Raw genomic sequence first — 19159 nt, 5'->3', positions numbered from 1 at the left:
CTGCTCCCGGAAGAGGATTCGAACCCCTATAAGCGGCACCAAAAGCCGCTGTCCTGCCATTAGACGATCCGGGACCAAAGCGGACATATCTCAATGGTCCATGTCCACCGCTCACATGATAGCGGCACGCGCCTTCGGCAATGATCCCCGACATCTCGCCGAGCCACGGACCAGTTGTGCGTCGCACCGATCCGCTCGAAATCAAGCCGTCAAAGTCTACGGTCCCGTAAGTTACGGTGACGTAGGCGTAACCAGTTGATCTCCCCCCGTAGCCGTGATGAGGTGTCAATGACTTCCGCCGTCGAGGCCGCCACGACCACCGGCCCCAAGCCGCTGACCGAGGGCCCGCAGGCACGAGGCGTCCTGCTCGTTCTGTACGCGTTCGTCATCGTCCCGTTCCTCGCGGTGCTGGCCGCGGTCCCGGTCGCGTGGGGCGGCTGGCTCTCCTGGACCGACATCGCCATCGCCGCCGTCTTCTACGTCGTGTCCGGCCTCGGCATCACGGTGGGCTTCCACCGCTACTTCACGCACGGCTCGTTCAAGGCCAAGCGATGGCTGCGGATCGTCCTCGCGCTGGCCGGCTCGGTGGCCATCGAGGGCGAGATCATCCAGTGGGTGGCCGACCACCGCCGCCACCACATGTTCAGCGACCAGGAGGGCGACCCGCACTCGCCGTGGCGCTACGGCACCGGCTACTGGGCGCTGACCAAGGGTCTCTGGCACGCGCACCTGGGCTGGATGTTCAGCCGGGAGCGGTCCAACCGGGCGCGCTTCGCCCCGGACCTGCTGGAGGACAAGGACATCCGGCTGGTCGACAATCTGTTCCCGGCCATCGTGCTCTTCTCGACCCTGTGCCCGGCGCTGATCGGCGGCCTGGTGACCTGGTCGTGGACGGGCGCGCTGACCGCCTTCTTCTGGGCCGGCATCATCCGCATCGGCCTGCTGCACCACGTGACCTGGTCGATCAACTCGGTCTGTCACGTCTACGGCGAGCGCCCGTTCGAGGTGCGCAACGGCGACAAGGCCTCGAACTTCTGGCCGCTGGCGATCATCTCGTTCGGCGAGTCCTGGCACAACCTGCACCACGCCGACCCGACCTGCGCCCGGCACGGCGTGCTGCGCGGTCAGCTCGACAGCTCGGCCCGGCTGATCTGGCTCTTCGAGAAGGCCGGCTGGGCGTGGAATGTGAAGTGGCCCAGCAAAGAACGCCTGGCAGCGAAGATGATCAAGGCGTGACGGCTGGCACGGGGGCACGGGAAATCGGGCACACCTGGCAGGATGGCCGGGTGACGGACTCTGGCGGTAGCAGCGACGACCAGCCTCGTGCGCGTCGACAGCGGCCGGCCGCGAACCCTCCCCGAGTGCGCATGTCGGCCGCCCAGCGGCGCGAGCAGCTGATCGCGACCGGGCGTCAGCTGTTCGCCGAGCGAGGCTTCGACGCGACCAGTGTGGAAGAGGTCGCCGCCCGGGCCAAGGTGTCCAAACCGGTGGTCTACGAGCACTTCGGCGGCAAGGAAGGCCTCTACGCGGTCGTCGTCGACCGCGAGGTGCGCTCGCTTCTGGACCGGATCGCCGCGGCACTGACCGCCGGCCATCCGCGCGAGCTGCTCGAGCAGGCCGCGCTGGCGCTGCTCGACTACATCGAGGACGAACCGCACGGCTTCCAGGTGCTGGTGCGCGAGTCGCCGGTGCTCTCTCCGGCGGGCAACTTCTCCAGCGTGATGAACGACGTGGCGCACCAGGTGGAGCACATCCTGGGCGGCGAGTTCAAGAGCCGCGGCATCGACCCGAAGTTCGCCGAGTTGTATTCGCAGGCGCTGGTCGGCATGGTGGCGCTGGTCGGTCAGTGGTGGCGCGAGGCCCGCAAGCCGAAGAAGGAGATGGTGGCCGCCCACCTGGTAAATCTGGCGTGGAACGGCCTGTCCCATCTCGAACCGAAACCGACGTTGCTGACCCGCAAGACCCGTTAGCGCGGGTGGGCCGCGGCCTCTTCGGCACGGGCGGCATCGCGGCTTCCGACCTTGCCGTAGAGACCACCGACGAGCGCGACCACGCCGAGGACGATGGTCACGATCACGTTGATCATTGACGCGTTCAGGACGTTGGCGTCGGTCTGGATGAACGCCATGACCAGCATCGCGAGCCCGCAGAGTCCCCAGCCGAGGACCAGCGCGACATGGTGGTAGAGGTTGCCGCCGACCAGCACGGCGAGCAGCAACAGGACACCGACGATCGTGTAGAGCCAGGATGCGGCGGGGTTGGTCCGCAGCCCGAGCACCCAGTCGGCGCCCCGGTGGAAGAACTCGTCTCCCCAGGTCTTGCCGAGTCCGATGAGGCCGAACAGAGCAAGGTAGAGGCCGGACAAGCCGACGAAAAAGCGATAGGTCTGACGCAGGTGGTGATTGAGGGGGTAATGCGCCATCAGGCCGTGCGGCCCTCCCTTACCTGTCGGGGTGCGCCGGCCTGCGCGGGCGGCGCGACCTTGCTGTAGAGGCTGACCGTGATGAGGGCGAGACCCACCAGGTAGGTCACGATCACGGTCGCGATGTTCTGCCCGAACACGTTGGCGTCGGTGCGGCTGAAGGCGAGCCCGTAGGTGCCGAGCGCCAGCAGCCCGTAGCCGAGGTATTGGTCGCCGACCGTGTCGAGATTGCGCCCGACCGCGGTGATGATCAGCACGATGGCGCCGACGGCCAGCGAGATGATCGACAGCAGCAGGTTGGCGCCCTGCCCGAGCACGAGGTGCTCGGACTTACCGGTGAAGTCGTCGCCGGACGTCTGGATCAGGCCGACGATCCCGAACACGACCAGGTAGGCGCCGGCGATGAAACCGACGACACGATAGATCGGCCGCAGCGGGTGGTTGACCGGATTGTGCGCCATGGTGTCCGTCTCCAAGGTCAGATGTTGTCCACGCCGATTCTCGCCTATCTCGGTCAGACGGCGCAGGCACACCCCCCGGTTAGCTTTCCGGCACCTGCTCCGCCAGCTCGAGCCAGGCCTCCTCGACCTGCCCGCGCTCCTCCTGCGCCGCCTTGAGCTGGGATTCCAGCTCAACAATCTTCTGGTAGTCGGATCCGTGCTCGGCCAGCGACTCGTTGATCTTGAGAATCCGCTCGTCGAGCTTGACGACCTGACGCTCGAGACGAGCAAGATCCTTGCGAGCCTGCCGCTCCTCACCCGCCGAGAGGCCACTCCCCCTCGACGCGGCTTGCGCTTGCGTTTCCGGTACGCCGAGGGAAATGCGGCCGGCCGCCCGGGACAGGTATTCGTCGACGCCGCCGGGCAGGTGCACCAGGCGCCCGTCGCCGAACATCCCGTACGCCGTCTCGGTGACCCGCTCGACCAGGTAACGGTCGTGGCTGGCCACGATCATGGTGCCCGGCCACGAGTCGAGCAGGTCTTCCAGCGCGGCCAGCGTGTCGGTGTCGAGGTCGTTGGTCGGCTCGTCGAGCAGCAGCACGTTGGGCTCGGCCGCGAGCAGCCGCAACATCTGCAGGCGCCGCCGCTCACCACCGGACAGGTCGCTGACCGGCGTCCAGATCCGCTTGTCGGTGAAGCCGAACACCTCGGCCAGCTGACCGGCGGACAGCTCTCGATCGCCCAGCCGGACCCGCTTGGCGACCTCTTCGACCGCTTCCAGCAGGCGCAGGTCGCCGGGCAGCTCGCGGAGCTCCTGGGACAGGAACGCGGCCCGCACGGTGGAACCGGTGACCAGGCGGCCGCCGTCCGGCTTGGTGAGGCCGGCCAGCAGCCGCAGCAGGGTGGTCTTGCCGGCCCCGTTGGCACCCAGGATCGCGATCCGGTCGCCCGGGCCGACCTGCCAGGTGAGCCCGCCCAAGATCGGCTTGGTGCCGGCCACCAGCGTGACGTCTTCCAGGTCGTAGACCTGCTTGCCGAGCCGGGTGACGGCCAGCCGCTGCAGGCTGACCGTGTCGCGCACCGGCGGCACGTCGGCGATCAGGGCGTTGGCGGCGTCGATCCGGAACTGCGGTTTTGAGGTGCGGGCCGGCGGGCCGCGCCGCAGCCAGGCGATCTCCTTGCGGAGCAGGTTTTGCCGGCGGGCCTCGACCGTGGCCGCGACCCGCTGCCGCTCGGCGCGGGAGAGGATCCAGGCCGCGTAACCGCCCTCGTACGCATGCACCTGCTCGTCGACGACTTCCCAGGTGGCGGTGCAGACCGCGTCGAGGAACCAGCGGTCGTGGGTGACCACGACGAGCGAGCCCCGGCGGGTCAGCAGGTAACGCGCGAGCCAGTCGACACCGGCCACGTCGAGGTGGTTGGTGGGCTCGTCGAGGATCAGCAGGTCGCTCTCGCGGACCAGCAGGGCGGCCAGCGCGACCCGGCGGCGCTCGCCACCGGACATCGGCCCGACCGGGGTCTCCAGCCCGAGGTAGCCCATGCCGAGCCCCTCGAGGATGGTGCGCACACCGGCGTCGCCGGCCCACTCGTGCTCGGCGCCCATGCCCTCGGCCAGCCAGCCGGTGCCGAGCACGACATCGCGCACGGTCGCGTCGGCGGCCAGCGTCAGGTTTTGCGGAAGGGAGGCGACCCGCAGGTCACGACGGTGGGTGACCCGGCCGGAGTCGGGTTCCTCGCTCTTGGCGAGCATCCGAAGGAGGGTGGACTTGCCGGCGCCGTTGAGGCCGACGATGCCGACCCGGGCATCGTCGTCGAGCCCCAGTGAGACGTCGGTGAGCAGTTGACCGGCGGCGCCATAGCCCTTGTTGACCCGGTCCAAGTTGATGATGTTTGCCACGATGCGGACTAGGTTACCCGCGCGCCCGGCATCGGCCCGCGCGCGGTGACTGCCTCCCGGCACACCCCCGCGGCCTCGAGCGCGCCGGCGATCCGCTCCGCGTCCTTGGCGTCGGCGGCGAGGAACACGCAGGTCGGCCCGGACCCGGAGACCAGGGCCGCCAGCGAGCCCGCGGCCTGACCGGCCTCGAGCACGCCGGTCAACTCGGGCCGCAGCGCGATCGCGGCCGGCTGCAGGTCGTTGCCGAGGGCGGCGCCGAGCACCGCCGGGGCACGCTGGCGCAGCGCGGTCATCAGGTCGTCGGCGCCGGCGATGGCCTTGGGCGGGATCGGGCTCGCGCGCAGGGCGTCGAGCTTGCCGTAGACCTCGGGCGTGGACAGGCCGCCGTCGGCCAGCGCCAGCACCCAGTGCCACGTGGTCGGCCGGGCCAGGATCGGGCTGACCGACTCACCGTGACCGGTGCCCAGCGCGGTGCCGCCGTGCAGCAGGAACGGCACGTCGGAGCCGAGCGTGGCGCCGATCTCGGCGAGCTCCTCGCGGGTCATCCCGGTGCCCCACAGCAGGTCACAGGCGAGCAGGGTGGCCGCCGCATCGGCGCTGCCACCGGCCAGCCCGGCCGCGAGCGGGATCGACTTGCGCAGGTGCAGCCGAGCGTGCGCGGGCACTCGGGCCCGCGCGGCGAGTGCCCGGGCGGCCCGGATGATCAGGTTGCTCTCGTCGAGCGCGAGCGATCCGGCCCCCTCGCCCTCCATGGTCAGCGCGAGCGTGTCTCCCGGCCGGGCGGTCAGCTCATCGAACAGGCTGATCGCGTGATAGACGGTGTTCAGCTCGTGATAGCCGTCGGCTCGCAGCGGCCCGACCCCGAGATGCAGGTTGATCTTTGCCGGCACGCGGACCCGAACCGGACCATGGTGCCGGCGAGGCTCGTCATCGTCCGGCCCCCACGCCTCCGTCACTGGGCGATCTCCTGCTCATCGGAGGCGCCGGCCCACGCGGGCGTCCACGTGACGAACTCGGTTGTTTCGGTCGTCATGAGTCCACCTCCTCGGGGTGTCTGCCGGACGCGCTGAGCTTACCGCCGACGCCCGACAGTTTTGCCGCGGCCGCTATCGCCGCGAATTGCTCCACGGTCAGCTGCTCGCCGCGTTCCTGTGGACTGATTCCCGCCGCGACCAGCACTTTCTCGGCCCGGTCCGGGCCGCCGGCCCAGCCGGACAGCGCCGCACGCAGGGTCTTGCGCCGCTGCGCGAACGCCGCATCCACCACCGCGAAGACTTGAGATCTGTCGATATCCCCCGCAGGTGGACGCCGGCGGCTGAACGCGACCAGGCCGGAGTCCACGTTGGGCACCGGCCAGAACACCGCGGGCGGGACCTTTCCGGCCGGCCGGGACTCGGCGTACCAGGCCAGCTTGACCGACGGAACGCCGTACACCTTGGAGCCCGGACCGGCGGTGAGCCGGTCGGCGACCTCTTTCTGCACCATCACCAGGCCGCCGCGCAGGGTGGGGAGCTCGGCGAGCAGGCTCAGCACCACCGGGACGGCGACGTTGTAGGGCAGGTTGGCGACCAGCATCGTGGGCGCCGGGTCGAAGTCGGCGGCGTGCACCCGCATCGCGTCGGCCGGGTGCACCGTGAGGTTGGCGGCGGTGACCGTCGCCGGCAGGGCCTCGGCCAGCTTGGGGTCGATCTCCACGGCGTGCACGTGGGCGACCGCGCCGACCAGGCCGAGGGTGAGCGAACCGAGCCCGGGGCCGACCTCGAGGGCCACGTCGTCGGGGCGCAGACCGGCCGCGGCGACGATGCGCCGGATCGTGTTCGGGTCGTGCAGAAAGTTCTGGCCGAGCTTCTTGGTCGGGGCCACGCCGAGGCGCGCCGCGAGCTCCCGGATCTCCGCCGGGCCGAGAAGTGCGTCAGCCATGAGGAAAGAGCCTACGGGCGGGGGCGGCACGGCCTGGACGCGACGGGGTAGAAAGCAGTCATGACCGAGTTGCTGGAGCTCACCGCCCTGGTGGAAGCGCCGCCCGAGCGGGTGGCGGAGATCCTGCTGGACGTCCGCCCAGGCGGCCGGTCGCCGGTGGTGACCGGTGGCGAAGGTGACGAGTTCGTCCTCATCGACCGCGGCAGCCACCTCACCGTGACCGTCGACCGGCAGGCGCGGTCGGTGAGCCGGCAGGGCGAGTGGTGGTACCGCGGGGTCACCTCAGTCGAGCCAGATCCGCGCGGCAGCCGGGTGGTGCACCGCGTCTTCAACGTGGCGGAGAAGAACGGCTGGGCGGTGCGCTGGGTCGCACGCGGGCCGCTGAGCGCGGCTCCGGCGTCGTTCGCCGAGACCGTGCGCAGCCTCGGCGAACAACTGGGCGTGGCCACCCGGATGCTGGACTAGCTCCACGGGCCGAAGACCCGCTCGCCGTTGGCCGAGATCGCGGCGCACAGCGCGTCCACGTCCTCGTTGCGGGCCTCGGCCAGGGCACGGACGGTCAGCGGGATGAGGTAGGACGCGTTCGGGCGGCCACGATGCGGGACCGGCGTCAGATAGGGGGCGTCGGTCTCCACCATGATCTGCTCAGCCGGGGTGATCTCGGCTGCCGCGCGCAGAGCGCCGGCGCTGGCGAAGGTGACCGTGCCGGCGAAGCTCAGGTGGTAACCGCGCAGGACGCACTCGGCGGCGAAGTCCGGGTCGCCGGAGAAGCAGTGCATCACCACGGAGTCCGGCGCGCCCTCCTCGTCGAGCACCCGCAGCACGTCGCGGTGCGTCTCCCGGTCGTGGATGATCAGCACCTTGCCGTAGCGCTTGGCGATCGCGATGTGCGCCCGGAAGCTCGCCTCCTGCGCGGCCCGGCCCTCCTCGCCGGTGCGGAACGTGTCGAGGCCGGTCTCGCCGATGCCCCGCACTCGGGGCTCGGCGGCGAGGGCCTCGATCGCGCGCAGCGACTCGTCCAGATCGGACAGCACGGGCGCCTCGTTCGGGTGAATCGCGACGGCGGCCAGAACCGACTCGTGCCGGGCCGCCAGCTCGGCCCCCCAGCGCGACGACGGGACATCCACGCCGACCTGAACGAGCCGATCGATACCGGACTTCGCGGCGGCGCCGATCAGCGCCTCGACCGGCTCGCCGCCCTCGCCGCCGGGCACCCCCGCCTCCTGAATCGTCAGGTCCAGGTGGGTATGGCTGTCGAAGACCGGAACGGACAGCGGCTCGGGTGCGGCCGGGAACTCCCCGCGCCGGCGCCGTTCCTTGTCTTTCCGGGGCTGAGACGGTGTCGAAGGCATGTGAGACATTGTGCACTTACGCCGTCAGGCAACCCTTTGTTCACCTGATATCCATTGTTGTCGCTTAGCTTCCGCGGCGTGACCTTGACCGGCGAGGACAGCGCCGTCGGCGCTGACCCTCTCGAGCCGCCCCTTTCGGCGCCTCTGCGCCGCGATCTCGGCTGGGCCCAGGTGCAGCGGATGAGCCAGTCCGCGGCCTACCGGGACGACGTGATGCTGCACCGGATCCGGGCCACCGCGGCGATCCGCCGCGGCACCCGGATGACGAAGGTGCTCTCCCCGGCGCAGGTCGCCGGCCATCTGGGCGGCTGGTCGCCGTACGGCTTCTGTTTTCGCTCCTGCGACATCGCCCACCTGCACGACCCGCGCGAGCTGTCGATGCTGGTGACCGACGGCGCAAACGAGTCGACCGAGGTGGCGTACGCCCTGCGCTGGCGAGCCGTCGACCCGGCCGACTACGAGGTGCCGGCCGACCCCTGGCAGCCCGGCCTGGCCCGGCTCCCGGCCCACTCCCGGGTAGGCGCCATGGTCCTCGGCACCGGCTTCAGCCCAAGCACCGACGACCTGGTCCCCGAGTACGTGACGGCGGGCTTCGCCGACCTGCCCATCCCAGCAAACGCCCAGCTGATCGCCTACGTGTCCGGCGGCGAGGAGATCATCCTCTACACCTACCAGCCGGAGCAGCACGGCTGGCTACGCCTGGCCGGCCCCCGCTGGCGCGCCCTGTTGGACAACCTCCCAGGCGTAAACCCCGACCAGGAATACGTCCCCTGCACAACCCAGGGCTCCGCAAAACTGATAGGCCAAATCAAAGGCAAGGAGTACGAGGCGGTAGCGGACCCGCCAGACGAGTTCCGAGTACGCGCCCTAACAAGAGCCGCCCGCTACCCGGTAACAACCCTGAGCCGTCGGGCCGAACAGGCCCTATGGCGCAACACCCCATGCTGGGTCCTACAGCGAGACGAAAGCTGGGCCCGCCTACGCCTGGTCCGCCCAGACGGCGACGCCCTGGCAGCAACAGGCGCCCGCTGCTACGAACGAGGCATCTACGAAACGTGGTCCCCCGTAAACGAGCTGCAAGACCATCACATAGCCGACATCCCATACGCGCTATAGGCAAGGTCTTGGCCCGCCCTGGCGCCCATGTTCAACGGGTGCACCAACGCAGGGAACTGCCCCAAGGTCCTGGGCCGCCCTGGTGTCTACGTTTTCCGGGACGCCCCACGTAGGAAACTGCCCCCAGACGTTGGACCGCCCTGGTGTCTACGTTTTCCGGGACGCCCCACGTAGGAAACTGCCCCCAGATGTTGGACCGCCCTGGTGTCTACGTTTTCCAGAGGCCCCGACTCACGGAACTACCCGCGATTGCCCCGTTGATGAGGAGGCAGTCGATTTCCCGACGCCGCGGGGTGTGCGGCATTGGGAAATCGGCTGCCTCCTCATCAACTCCCCAGGGGCAATCGCCCGCTGAGCGCAGCGAAGCCATTCAGCTCAGCACCCACCCCAGCCCCGCACCAAGTGAGCACACCGCCAAGCCCAACCACTACCCCTCGAGGCGAGCCAACTCTTCCTCAATCACCGAGGGCTCAAGCTTCCGGAAAACCGGCTTAGGCGCAGCAAGCGCCGTCCCCGCAACCAATGGCACCGATTCCCAACGAGCCCCGACCGTGTAATCCCCGGTCAGCACGGGATAGTCCGGCCCGCCATCCAGGTCCTCAACCTGCTCGATCCGAGGCATCGGAGCGTGCACCCCCACCCCGCCCAAAAGCTCAAAAACCTTCTGCGCCGAGTGCGGCAAGAACGGCGTAAGAAGCGTATTAGCGTCACTGACCACCTGCAGCGCCACATGCAGCACAGTCCCTTGCCGAGGCTTCTCCTCCTCAGACTTGAGCTTCCAGGGAGCCTGGTCAGACAGGTACTTGTTGGCCTCAGCCACCACCCGCATAGCCTCGCCGATAGCAGCCTTCTGCCGATGCTTGCCGATCAGCTCACCCACCGTGGTGAAGCCCTCCCGAGCAAACGCAAGCAGAGCCTCGTCCTCAGCGGTCAGCTCACCCGGCGTAGGGATGACCCCGAAGTTCTTGGCCGCCATCGAGATAGACCGGTTGACCAGATTGCCCCACCCGGCGACCAACTCGTCATTGTTACGCCGAACGAACTCGGCCCACGTGAAGTCGGTGTCGGTGGATTCCGGTCCGGCCGCCGCGATGAAGTAGCGCAGAGCGTCCGCGTCGTACCGCTCCAGGAAGTCGCGCACGAAGATGACCACCTTGCGGGACGAGGAGAACTTCTTGCCCTCCATCGTCAGGTATTCGCTGGAGACCACCTCGGTCGGCAGGTTGAGCTTGCCCAGGTCACCCGCGTCGCCACCCTTGTCGCCCTCGCCCGAGTAACCCAGCAGCAGCGCCGGCCAGATCACCGAGTGGAAGACGATGTTGTCCTTGCCCATGAAGTAATACGACTGGGCGTCCTTGCCGAGGCCGTCGGCCGACCACCACTGCCGCCACGCCTCCGGGTCGCCGGTGCGACGGGCCCACTCGATCGAGGCGGAGAGGTAACCGATCACCGCGTCGAACCAGACGTAGATGCGCTTGTCGTTGCGGTCGCGCCAGCCGTCGAGCGGGATCGGCACGCCCCACTCGAGGTCGCGGGTGATCGCCCGGGGGTGCAGGTCGTCGAGCAGGTTGCGAGAGAACTTCAGGACGTTGGGCCGCCAGTTTTCCCGCTGGTCGAGCCAGCGGCCGATGGCCTGGGCGAAGGAGGGCAGGTCGAGGAAGAAGTGCTCGGTCTCGACGAACTCCGGCACCTCGCCGTTGATCTTCGACCGCGGGTTGATCAGCTGCTCCGGGTCGAGCTGGTTGCCGCAGTTGTCGCACTGGTCGCCGCGGGCGCTGCCGTAGCCGCAGATCGGGCAGGTGCCCTCGATGTAGCGGTCGGGCAGGGTGCGGCCGGTCGAGGGCGACCGGGCGCCGAGCGTGGTGCGGGCGATGATGTAGCCGTTGCGGTGCAGCACCGTGAACAGCTCCTGCACCACGGCGTAGTGGTTACGCGTCGTGGTGCGGGTGAACAGGTCGTAGGTCAGGCCGAGGCCGGCCAGGTCTTCGACGATCACCCGGTTGTAACGGTCGGCGAGCTCGCGGGCGGTGACGCCCTCGGCGTCGGCCTGCACCTGGATCGGGGTGCCGTGCTCGTCGGTGCCGGAGACCATGAGCACGTCGTGACCGGCCATCCGCATGTACCGGCTGAAAACGTCGGAGGGCACTCCGAAGCCGGAGACATGACCGATGTGGCGCGGGCCGTTGGCGTAAGGCCAGGCAACCGCGGCTAGAACGTGACTCATGGTTCTTAAGAGTAGTGAGCGGCCGGTGGCCGCCGCGAACGGATTGGTTCCGCCCTCCGCGAGATACGCATAAATCACGACACGCCCCTTTGGTGCATGCTCGTTTGGTCGGCCGCGTAGTCCAATGGGCGGATGATCGGAGATACGCCGCAGCCTGGGGAGAAGCCCCCCAACGAAGGCAACCCGTGGTCGTTCTCCGACCCCGGCACATCCTGGTGGGGCACGGAGACCGAACGAACCGCCACCGACCCGCCCACCAGCCGGCCCCGGAGCTCCCGCCGCCGGGCGGCCCAGCCGGTCGCCGAGGCCGCGCCGCAGGGTGGCACCGGCACGCTGCTGCCACCGGCCCCGGTCGAGCGCGTCGGCGAGGCCGCCGAGGCCCACGCCGCCGGCGTTCGCGACGCGGCCGTGCAGCTCATCGAGCCGCCGATCGTGGAACGCCACCACGACGACGCCGACGCGTACCGCTACGACCCGCTGCGACCGCCGTCCGGGCACGTCGCCAAGCACACCGCCGCGACCGTGGCCGCCGACGACAAGTCGGCCGTCCTGTCGCCCGAGCCGGTGACGGCCCCGGAACCGGCGATCACCGAGATCCCGGCGGCGGAGGCAATCCCGGTAGCCGAGGCCGAAGAGATCCCGGCAGCACAGGCTGTGGAGATCCCGGCAGCACAGGCTGTGGAGATCCCGGCAGCACAGGCTGTGGAGACGCCCGGGAAGGCGCCGCAGACCGCGCCCGAGGTGGTCGCCGAGATGAAGGCCGAGCTCGGCGTCCTGCCCGACACCGAGCCGGACGTCATGGTGCTGCCCGAACCGAGCATGCGGAACCGTCCCACCGTTCCGCTCGAGCCCACCGCGCCGGTCGAACGCCCACTGCCCGGCCTCGCCCGGCAGAGCCGTCGCGGCGGCACGCACCGCCCGACCGAGCCGCTGCCGCCGCCGACCGGATCCCCCGAGGTCGACGCCCGCCTGGAGCGGCTGGAGAACTCGCCGTTCTGGCAGCACAACCACGAGCAGTTGCTCGAGGAGCCGGCGGACGACCGGCCGGCCCACGCCGCCGGTCGCCGTGGCCGCCGGTCGGACCAGCGCAAGCCCCCGGTCGCCGCGCTGTCCTCACTGATCGCGCTCGGCCTGCTCGCCGCGTTCTTCTCCTGGGTCAGCGCCGAGCCGTTCTGGCTGGCCATGGGGCACGGCGACCGCGGGTACGCGACGACCACGCACTGCACCAGCTCCGGTGTGACCCAGCACTGCACCGGCCGGTTCTCGGCGGCCGACGGGAGTTTCACGATCAGCAAGGTGACGCTGCTCGGGGTCGGACCGGGTCAGCGGGTGCCGGGCACGGTCAACCCGGCCCGGATGGTCAGCCCGGACAGCCCGCGCTCGTACCTCGGCGACACCAGCCCGCTGCTGCAGTTGCGCTGGCTGCTCGGGTTCGCGCTGGTGCTGCTGTGCGGTTACGTGATCGCGGGGGTGACCGGCGCCCGGCGGCTGGAGACCGGGCGCGCCCGGCGTGGCGCCGTGCTGGCGAGTCTGGGCGGGCCTCTGCTGTTGCTGCTCGGCTTCCTGATCGGGGCGTTCTGAGTCGGCCGAGCGGCCCGAGGGCCGGGGTCGAGTCGCACTGTGCGCCACGGCCGCGGCCGACGGCGTACATCTGAAGAAGCGTCAGCGGTGCACCAAGCTGTAGACATCGCGTTTTTTCAGGCCGTACTCGTCGGCCACCGCCTGGATCGCGTCCCGGCGGGACGTGCCGGTCTTCTCCCGCTCGGCCACCGCCTCGCGCAGTTCGTCGTCGGCGGGCCGCTCCGGCGGCCCGGCCGGCGCGCCCGCCACGACCAGCGTGATCTCGCCGCGGGGGGCGTTTTCCGTGGCCCAGGCGGCCAGTTCGGTGAGCGTGCCCCGGCGGATCTCCTCGTAAGTCTTGGTCAGCTCCCGGCAGACGGCGGCCGGGCGGTCCGCGCCGAACGCCGCCGCCAGGTCGGCGAGGGTGTCCGCGATGCGGTGCGGCGCCTCGAAGAACACCAGGGTGCGGGGCTCGGCGATCAGGTCGCGCAGGCGCGAGCGGCGATGCGATCCGGTACGCGGGAGGAAGCCCTCGAAGACGAAGCGGTCGCTGGGCAGCCCGGACACCGCAAGGGCGGTGGTCACCGCGCTCGGGCCGGGCGCCGCGGTGACCGGGAAGCCGGCGTCGAGCGCGGCCTTGACCAGCCGGTAGCCGGGGTCGGAGACGCTCGGCATGCCGCCGTCGGTGACCACCGCGACGGTCGCACCGCCGGCCAGGGCCTCGACAAGCTCGGGGGTACGCCGTTCGTCGTTGCCCTCGAAATAGGACACCACCCGTCCGGTGACCGTCACGCCCAGATCGCGGGCCAGCCGGGCCAGTCGCCGGGTGTCCTCGGCCGCGACCACGTCCGCTTTCGCCAGCACTTCGCGCAGCCGGGTGGAGGCATCGCCGATGTTGCCCAGCGGGGCGCCGACCAGAACGACGCGACCCTTCTCGTCAGCAGTCACCGCGACAGTGCATCACATGCACCGCTTTTGAGGCCGACGTCCTAGGATCGCGGAGTGACGACGGCGACAGCTGAGACTGAACTCACTCCGGAGCCGCCTGCGGCAGCGGAGCCCACCGACGCCCGCGGCGTTCCCGAGATCGTCCGACGTCGGTTATCGACCCTGGAAAACTGGCTGAACCCGCATTCGTGGATCGTGACCGCCGTCGTGACGGTGATCGCCGGCATTCTGCGATTCCAGGGTCTGAGCAGCCCGAAGGGTTACATTTTCGACGAGGTCTATTACCCGACCGACGCCTGGGACATGCTCCAGCACGGCGTCGAGTGGGACGAGAAGAGCAACGGCCCGGCGTATGTGGTGCATCCGCCGCTCGGCAAATGGATGATCGCGCTCGGCGAGAAGATCTTCGGCAACCACGAGCTGGGCTGGCGCTTCACCGCCGCGGTCTGCGGCACGCTGATGATCCTGGTCCTGATCCGGGTCGCCTACCGGCTGTTCCACTCGGTGCTGCTGGCCGGCACGGCCGGTCTGCTGATGGCACTCGACGGTTTCCAGCTGGTGCTGTCGCGCACCTCACTGCTCGACATCTTCCTCGGCTTCTTCGTGCTGCTCACCTTCGCCGCGATGGTGCTCGACCGCGATCATTACCGGCGCCGGCTGCTGCGCGCGCTGGAGGGCGGGTACGACCCGGAAACCACCCCGCGGATCCCCCGGGTGGTGCCGTGGTGGCTGCTCACGTCGGGCGCGCTGTTCGGGCTGGCCTGCGGCGTCAAGTGGAGCGCGCTGTTCTTCGCGCCGTTCCTCGCCGTTCTGGTGTGGGTGTGGCGGGTGCAGGCGCGCCGGTCGGCCGGCATCCGCCAGCCGTTCGTCGGCGGCGTCTTCAGCGACCTGGGCTGGCTGGTCCTCAGCTTTGCGCTCAGCATCATCTTCTACCTGGCCACCTGGACCGGCTGGTTTGTCACGAACACCGGCTACTTCCGGCACTACCGCCAGGCGAACGGGCTGAGCGAGCCGCCGATCCTGGGCGCGCTGCTCAACCTGATGCACTACCACGAAGAGGCGTACAAGTTTCACAGCGGCCTGACCGAGCGGCACGTCTACCAGTCGTGGCCGTGGCAGTGGCTGCTGCTGGGCCGGCCGGTCGCGTTCTACTGGAACAACGGCGGCAACTGCGGCACGCCCAGCTGCGCCCGGGAGATCCTGCTGCTGGGCACCCCGGTGCTGTGGTGGTCGTTCCTGCCGGCGCTGTTCGCGCTGGTCTGGTTCGGCATCTCGCGGCGTGACTGGCGGGCCTGGGCGATCCTCGTGCCGACGGCGGCTGGGATGCTGCCGTGGTTCTACTACGCGGTCAAGGACGGCCGCACGATGTTCTCGTTCTACCTGCTGCCCGCGCTGCCGTTCCTGATCCTGGCGGTCGTCTACGTGCTCGGGGCGATCATGACGCCACCGTCCGGCATCGTGACGGGCAAGGCCAGATCCGACCGGCAGATGATCGGCACGGTGGTCGCCGGCGCCTACGTGATCCTGGTGGCGCTCTGCTTTGCCTACTTCCATCCGATCTTCGTGGCGCAGCTGATGACCTACGACAGCTGGTCGTCTCGGATGTGGCTGGGCGGCCGCTGGATTTGAAGGAGCTAGCGGAGGGCTCCCCAAAAGGCTGGCACAGAATAGGGCGCGCCCCGATCGCCTGCCACGGGGGAAGCGGGCGATAGGGGCGCGCAAGATGAAGCTTAACGACCTCCGATGTCGGACACAACGGCTCGCCTCCGAAGTTTCAAATTTCGATCAAGGCTGATTGCCACATCGGACATAAGGTGCAATGTTGTATTAGTCGGGCTTTACGCCACGTGAATTCCATTCGCGGAATTGCCGGGGAAAGTGTCGTTGATACGACACGTAAATGTTCGCCTAATTGACGTAACCTCCTCGTGCTGACCATTCTCTTCCTGCTCAGCGCGGTCACCCATTCGGTGGCACACAGCGGCACCCATCTGGTCAAACGCTTGCACTCATCATTTCGGTTGATTTAGTGGCGGCGATCATCCGTCACCCAGCCGAGTGAGTGCTCACAAGATCTCTGTGGATGTTCTTAAGCTCGCCGCGTGACTTCGCAGGAACCAGAAAACCCGCAAATCGCTGTGGCCGACATTCCCGACACCGAGGTGATCTCCGTGGCGGCGCCGGCGCCGGTGTTCGTGGACAGCACTGGGCGCCGCAGCCGACTGCTGCGGCGCTTGGCGTACGCGTTCGGTGCGCTGGTCATGCTCTACGGCGGCCTGATCAGCGTCAGCCTGGCCGGCGGACCGGTGCGATCCAGCGCCGTGCTGCCGCTGCCCGGCCTCGAGCCCGAGTCGGACAACGACGACAAGCCGACGCCCAAGCCGAGCCCCACCCCGGCGCCGACCCCGTCCAAGAAACCGACCCCGGTGTTCCTGGCCGATTCGGTGCGCCGCACCTCGGCACCGCGCACGGTCTCGCCCCGCCTCGAGTCGACCAAGGTCACGACGAAGCCGGCGCCGGCCAAGAAGCCGACCACGCCGACGCCGAAGGTGACCACCACGAAGCCGACCGAGTCGACCACGACACCGGCGTCGACCGGGCCGACCAGCACACCGCCGAGCTCGGCGCCGCCGGTGGTCGTGGCACCGGTCCCGCCGGTGGCCGTGCCGTCGACGGGCACCGGCGGCCAGGGCGGTGGATCGGTGGAGTCAGAGGCCCCGACGTCCGCGCCGTCCTCGGCGGTGGCCCCGCCCGCCGCGACCAAGGCGCCCGAGACCGAGACGCCGCAGACCGTCGAGACCACGAAGCCGGAACCGTCCAAGATCGCGCCGGCGACGGCTGAACCGACCAAGACCGCCAGCAGCCCGGTGCCCGAGGCCGAGGCCGAGGCATGAGCCCGGTCCGCCCCCGCGGCCCGGTTCGCCGCCGTCTGCTGCCGAAGCCTCGCGTGCTGATCGGCTCGCTGCTGCTCGTCCTCTTCGTCGGAGTCCTGGTCGTGCAGGCCTACATCAACTCCGAGTTCAAGGCCGACCACGTCGAGACCGAGGTGGGCGACCAGGACGGCGTGCCGCTGGCGATCCGCGGGGGCGGACCGATCATCAACACCACCGGCGGCCAGGAGAGCAGCAGCCGGATGCCGGAGCACACCATCGCGCTCACCTTCGATGACGGTCCCGATCCGACGTGGACCCCGAAGATCCTCGACGTGCTGAAGGAGAACGACGCGCACGGCACGTTCTTCGTCGTCGGCTCCGAGGTGGCCCGGCACCCGGCGCTCACCAAGAAGATCACCGACGGCGGCAACGAGCTCGGCCTGCACACGTTCACCCACCCGAACCTGCAATTGCTCGCGCCCTGGCGGCGCACCCTCGAGCTGTCCCAGACCCAGGTGGCGATCGCCCGGGCCACCGGCGTGCACACCAACCTGGCCCGCTTCCCGTACTCGTCGAAGGCCAACGCGATCGACGACACGAACTGGAAGCTGGTCAAGGACGCCGGCCAGGAGGGCTACCTGGTCGTCGTCAACGACCTGGACAGCGAGGACTGGCAGCTGCCCGGCGTGGCGCAGATCGAACGCAACGCGACCCCGGCCGGCGACACCTCGGCGGTCGTCCTCTTCCACGACGCCGGCGGCGACCGCGCGCAGACCGTGGCCGCGCTGCGCCGGTTCATCCCGAAGATGAAGGAGCGCGGCTACCGCTTCACCACCGTGACCGAGGGCCTGAACCAGAGCATCGCGGTGAGCAAGAAGGCTGTGCCGGCGCTGCCGGAGAACCCCGAGGCGCCGACCGCCGACGTCTGGCGCGGCTCCGCGGTGATCTGGACGGTCCGGGCCGCCGACGGGATGCTCTGGCTGATCGCGGGACTGTTCCTGGTGGTCGGGTTCCTCACCATCGGCCGTACCCTGCTGCTTCTGCTGCTCGCCACCCGGCACGCCCGGCAACGCCGCAAGCCGGACTGGAGCTGGGGTCCGCCGGTGACCGACCCGGTGTCGGTGATCGTGCCGGCCTACAACGAGAAAGAGGGCATCGAGGCGGCCGTGCGCTCGCTGGCCGGCGGCGACTATCCGACGATCGAGGTGGTGGTGGTCGACGACGGGTCGACCGACGGCACCGCTGCGATCGTGGAACGGATGGGGATGCCCGGCGTGCGCGTGGTCCGGGTGCCCAACGGCGGCAAGTCGAACGCCCTGAACACCGGCATCGCGCTGGCCAAGCACGACCTGATCGTCACCGTGGACGGCGACACGATCTTCGAGAAGGACTCAATCCGGAACCTGGTGCAGGCGTTCGCCGACCCCACCGTCGGCGCGGTCGCCGGCAACGTCAAGGTCGGCAACCGGGAGAAGATGGTCGCCGCCTGGCAGCACATCGAGTACGTGATCGGATTCAACCTCGATCGCCGCCTGTACGAGGTGCTCAACTGCATGCCGACCGTGCCGGGCGCGATCGGCGCGTTCCGCCGGGAGGCGCTCGCCCAGGTCGGCGGGATCAGCGACGAGACGCTGGCCGAGGACACCGACGTCACGATGGCGCTCTGCCGGGCCGGGTGGCGGGTGGTCTACGAGGAGCGGGCCAAGGCCTGGACCGAAGCGCCGACCACGCTCGAGCAGTTGTACCGGCAGCGCTACCGGTGGAGCTACGGCACCATGCAGGCGATGTGGAAGCACCGCCGGGCGCTGCGGGACTCCGGCCCGTCCGGTCGCTTCGGCCGGGTGGGGCTGCCGTTCCTGGCGCTGTTCGGGGTGGCGCTGCCGATGCTCGCCCCGGTCGTCGACATCATGCTGCTCTACGGCCTGGTCTTCTGGGAGCTGCAGGAGACCCTGATCGCCTGGTTCGGCATGCTCATGCTGCAGCTGTTCACCGCGGCGGTGGCGTTCCGCTTCGACCGGGAGTCGATGGTGCCGCTGTGGCGGCTGCCGCTCCAGCAGTTCGCCTACCGGCAGCTGATGTACCTGGTGCTGATGCAGTCGTTCACCACCGCCATGACCGGCGGCCGGCTGCGCTGGCACAAGCTGCACCGGGCCGGCCTGGTGCAGCGCTCGGAGATGCTGGACATGCCGCAGGCGCCGGTCGCGCCACCGCTCGACACGGTGCCGTCCACACACGATGCGGCGCGGCCGCTCGATCATCCGGCGGCGGGCCGCGCGGTGGCCCGGCCGGCGGTGCCCAGCCAGACCCGCGATCCCGAGGACCTACCGTCAGCCGGCTCGCCCCCGGGTGGCGGATCCGGCCCGGTCTACACCGGGTGATGCGCCGGCCCGTGCCCCGCCCGAACTGC

General features: G+C 69.5%; 16 protein-coding genes and 1 tRNA gene. 8 read left to right on the top strand and 9 right to left on the bottom strand.

The annotated features are described in order from the left end of the window. Window positions 1-3: 3 nt before the first annotated feature. A tRNA-Gln gene (locus AB0E90_RS10870) sits at window positions 4-74 on the bottom strand. Window positions 75-288: 214 nt separating this feature from the next. On the opposite strand from AB0E90_RS10870, the gene AB0E90_RS10865 reads away from it, so the two are divergent. Both AB0E90_RS10865 and AB0E90_RS10860 read left to right on the top strand, forming a co-directional pair. Beyond that, the gene (locus tag AB0E90_RS10865; protein ID WP_360402584.1) at window positions 289-1236 is read left to right on the top strand and encodes an acyl-CoA desaturase; all 948 of its coding nucleotides are present in this window, start codon (window positions 289-291) and stop codon (window positions 1234-1236) included. 131 nt (window positions 1237-1367) lie between these two features. Then, entirely contained in the window at window positions 1368-1970 is a 603-nt protein-coding gene (locus tag AB0E90_RS10860) for a TetR/AcrR family transcriptional regulator (protein ID WP_360403318.1), read from the top strand. On the opposite strand, the gene AB0E90_RS10855 is transcribed toward AB0E90_RS10860, so the two are convergent. The 5 genes from AB0E90_RS10855 to rsmA all read right to left on the bottom strand — a co-directional run bounded on the left by AB0E90_RS10855 (window position 1967) and on the right by rsmA (window position 6679). Beyond that, window positions 1967-2422, bottom strand: coding sequence for a DUF4383 domain-containing protein (locus AB0E90_RS10855; protein ID WP_360402582.1), 456 nt, complete (start codon window positions 2420-2422; stop codon window positions 1967-1969). The two genes, AB0E90_RS10860 and AB0E90_RS10855, sit on opposite strands and share 4 nt — an antisense overlap. Then, window positions 2422-2883, bottom strand: coding sequence for a DUF4383 domain-containing protein (locus AB0E90_RS10850; RefSeq protein WP_360403316.1), 462 nt, complete (start codon window positions 2881-2883; stop codon window positions 2422-2424). Before AB0E90_RS10850 ends, AB0E90_RS10855 begins: the two co-directional genes overlap by 1 nt. Before the next feature lie 79 nt (window positions 2884-2962). Next, window positions 2963-4759 carry an ABC-F family ATP-binding cassette domain-containing protein gene (locus AB0E90_RS10845; RefSeq protein WP_360402580.1) on the bottom strand — a complete coding sequence of 599 codons (1797 nt, stop codon included), beginning with the start codon at window positions 4757-4759 and terminating at the stop codon, window positions 2963-2965. An 8-nt stretch (window positions 4760-4767) separates the two neighbouring features. Further along, complete coding sequence (locus AB0E90_RS10840; RefSeq protein ID WP_360402578.1) at window positions 4768-5715, bottom strand: 4-(cytidine 5'-diphospho)-2-C-methyl-D-erythritol kinase; 948 nt, start codon at window positions 5713-5715, stop codon at window positions 4768-4770. A gap of 73 nt (window positions 5716-5788) precedes the next feature. Further along, window positions 5789-6679: a 16S rRNA (adenine(1518)-N(6)/adenine(1519)-N(6))-dimethyltransferase RsmA gene (rsmA, locus tag AB0E90_RS10835; protein ID WP_360402576.1), complete on the bottom strand. Its 891-nt coding sequence runs from the start codon at window positions 6677-6679 to the stop codon at window positions 5789-5791. Window positions 6680-6739: 60 nt separating this feature from the next. Here rsmA and AB0E90_RS10830 point away from each other — a divergent pair, with 60 nt between their 5' ends. Beyond that, window positions 6740-7144, top strand: a complete 405-nt coding sequence (locus AB0E90_RS10830) for a hypothetical protein (protein ID WP_360402574.1) — start codon at window positions 6740-6742, stop codon at window positions 7142-7144. On the opposite strand, the gene AB0E90_RS10825 is transcribed toward AB0E90_RS10830, so the two are convergent. Continuing rightward, window positions 7141-8040, bottom strand: a complete 900-nt coding sequence (locus AB0E90_RS10825) for a TatD family hydrolase (RefSeq protein ID WP_360402572.1) — start codon at window positions 8038-8040, stop codon at window positions 7141-7143. The two genes, AB0E90_RS10830 and AB0E90_RS10825, sit on opposite strands and share 4 nt — an antisense overlap. Window positions 8041-8109: 69 nt before the next feature. Between AB0E90_RS10825 and AB0E90_RS10820 the strand changes: the two genes are divergently transcribed. Next, the gene (locus AB0E90_RS10820; RefSeq protein ID WP_360402570.1) at window positions 8110-9147 is read left to right on the top strand and encodes a hypothetical protein; all 1038 of its coding nucleotides are present in this window, start codon (window positions 8110-8112) and stop codon (window positions 9145-9147) included. A 427-nt stretch (window positions 9148-9574) separates the two neighbouring features. On the opposite strand, the gene metG is transcribed toward AB0E90_RS10820, so the two are convergent. After that, complete coding sequence (metG, locus tag AB0E90_RS10815; protein WP_360402568.1) at window positions 9575-11371, bottom strand: methionine--tRNA ligase; 1797 nt, start codon at window positions 11369-11371, stop codon at window positions 9575-9577. 132 nt (window positions 11372-11503) lie between these two features. Between metG and AB0E90_RS10810 the strand changes: the two genes are divergently transcribed. After that, on the top strand, window positions 11504-12952 hold the full coding sequence (locus tag AB0E90_RS10810) for a hypothetical protein (protein WP_360402566.1): 1449 nt from the start codon (window positions 11504-11506) through the stop codon (window positions 12950-12952). Window positions 12953-13033: 81 nt separating this feature from the next. On the opposite strand, the gene rsmI is transcribed toward AB0E90_RS10810, so the two are convergent. Then, complete coding sequence (rsmI, locus tag AB0E90_RS10805) at window positions 13034-13879, bottom strand: 16S rRNA (cytidine(1402)-2'-O)-methyltransferase (protein WP_360402564.1); 846 nt, start codon at window positions 13877-13879, stop codon at window positions 13034-13036. Window positions 13880-14074: 195 nt separating this feature from the next. Here rsmI and AB0E90_RS10800 point away from each other — a divergent pair, with 195 nt between their 5' ends. From AB0E90_RS10800 to AB0E90_RS10790, 3 genes are all read left to right on the top strand, one after another. Next, window positions 14075-15508 carry a glycosyltransferase family 39 protein gene (locus tag AB0E90_RS10800; protein ID WP_360402562.1) on the top strand — a complete coding sequence of 478 codons (1434 nt, stop codon included), beginning with the start codon at window positions 14075-14077 and terminating at the stop codon, window positions 15506-15508. Window positions 15509-15981: 473 nt separating this feature from the next. After that, the gene (locus AB0E90_RS10795; protein WP_360402560.1) at window positions 15982-16773 is read left to right on the top strand and encodes a hypothetical protein; all 792 of its coding nucleotides are present in this window, start codon (window positions 15982-15984) and stop codon (window positions 16771-16773) included. Beyond that, window positions 16770-19130 carry a bifunctional polysaccharide deacetylase/glycosyltransferase family 2 protein gene (locus AB0E90_RS10790; protein ID WP_360402558.1) on the top strand — a complete coding sequence of 787 codons (2361 nt, stop codon included), beginning with the start codon at window positions 16770-16772 and terminating at the stop codon, window positions 19128-19130. The genes AB0E90_RS10795 and AB0E90_RS10790 overlap by 4 nt, the downstream gene beginning before the upstream one ends. Window positions 19131-19159 lie beyond the last annotated feature (29 nt).

Source organism: Actinoplanes sp. NPDC026619, assembly GCF_040638295.1.
GTDB lineage: Bacteria > Actinomycetota > Actinomycetes > Mycobacteriales > Micromonosporaceae > Actinoplanes.
This window is presented reverse-complemented; position numbering and strand designations above follow the sequence as displayed.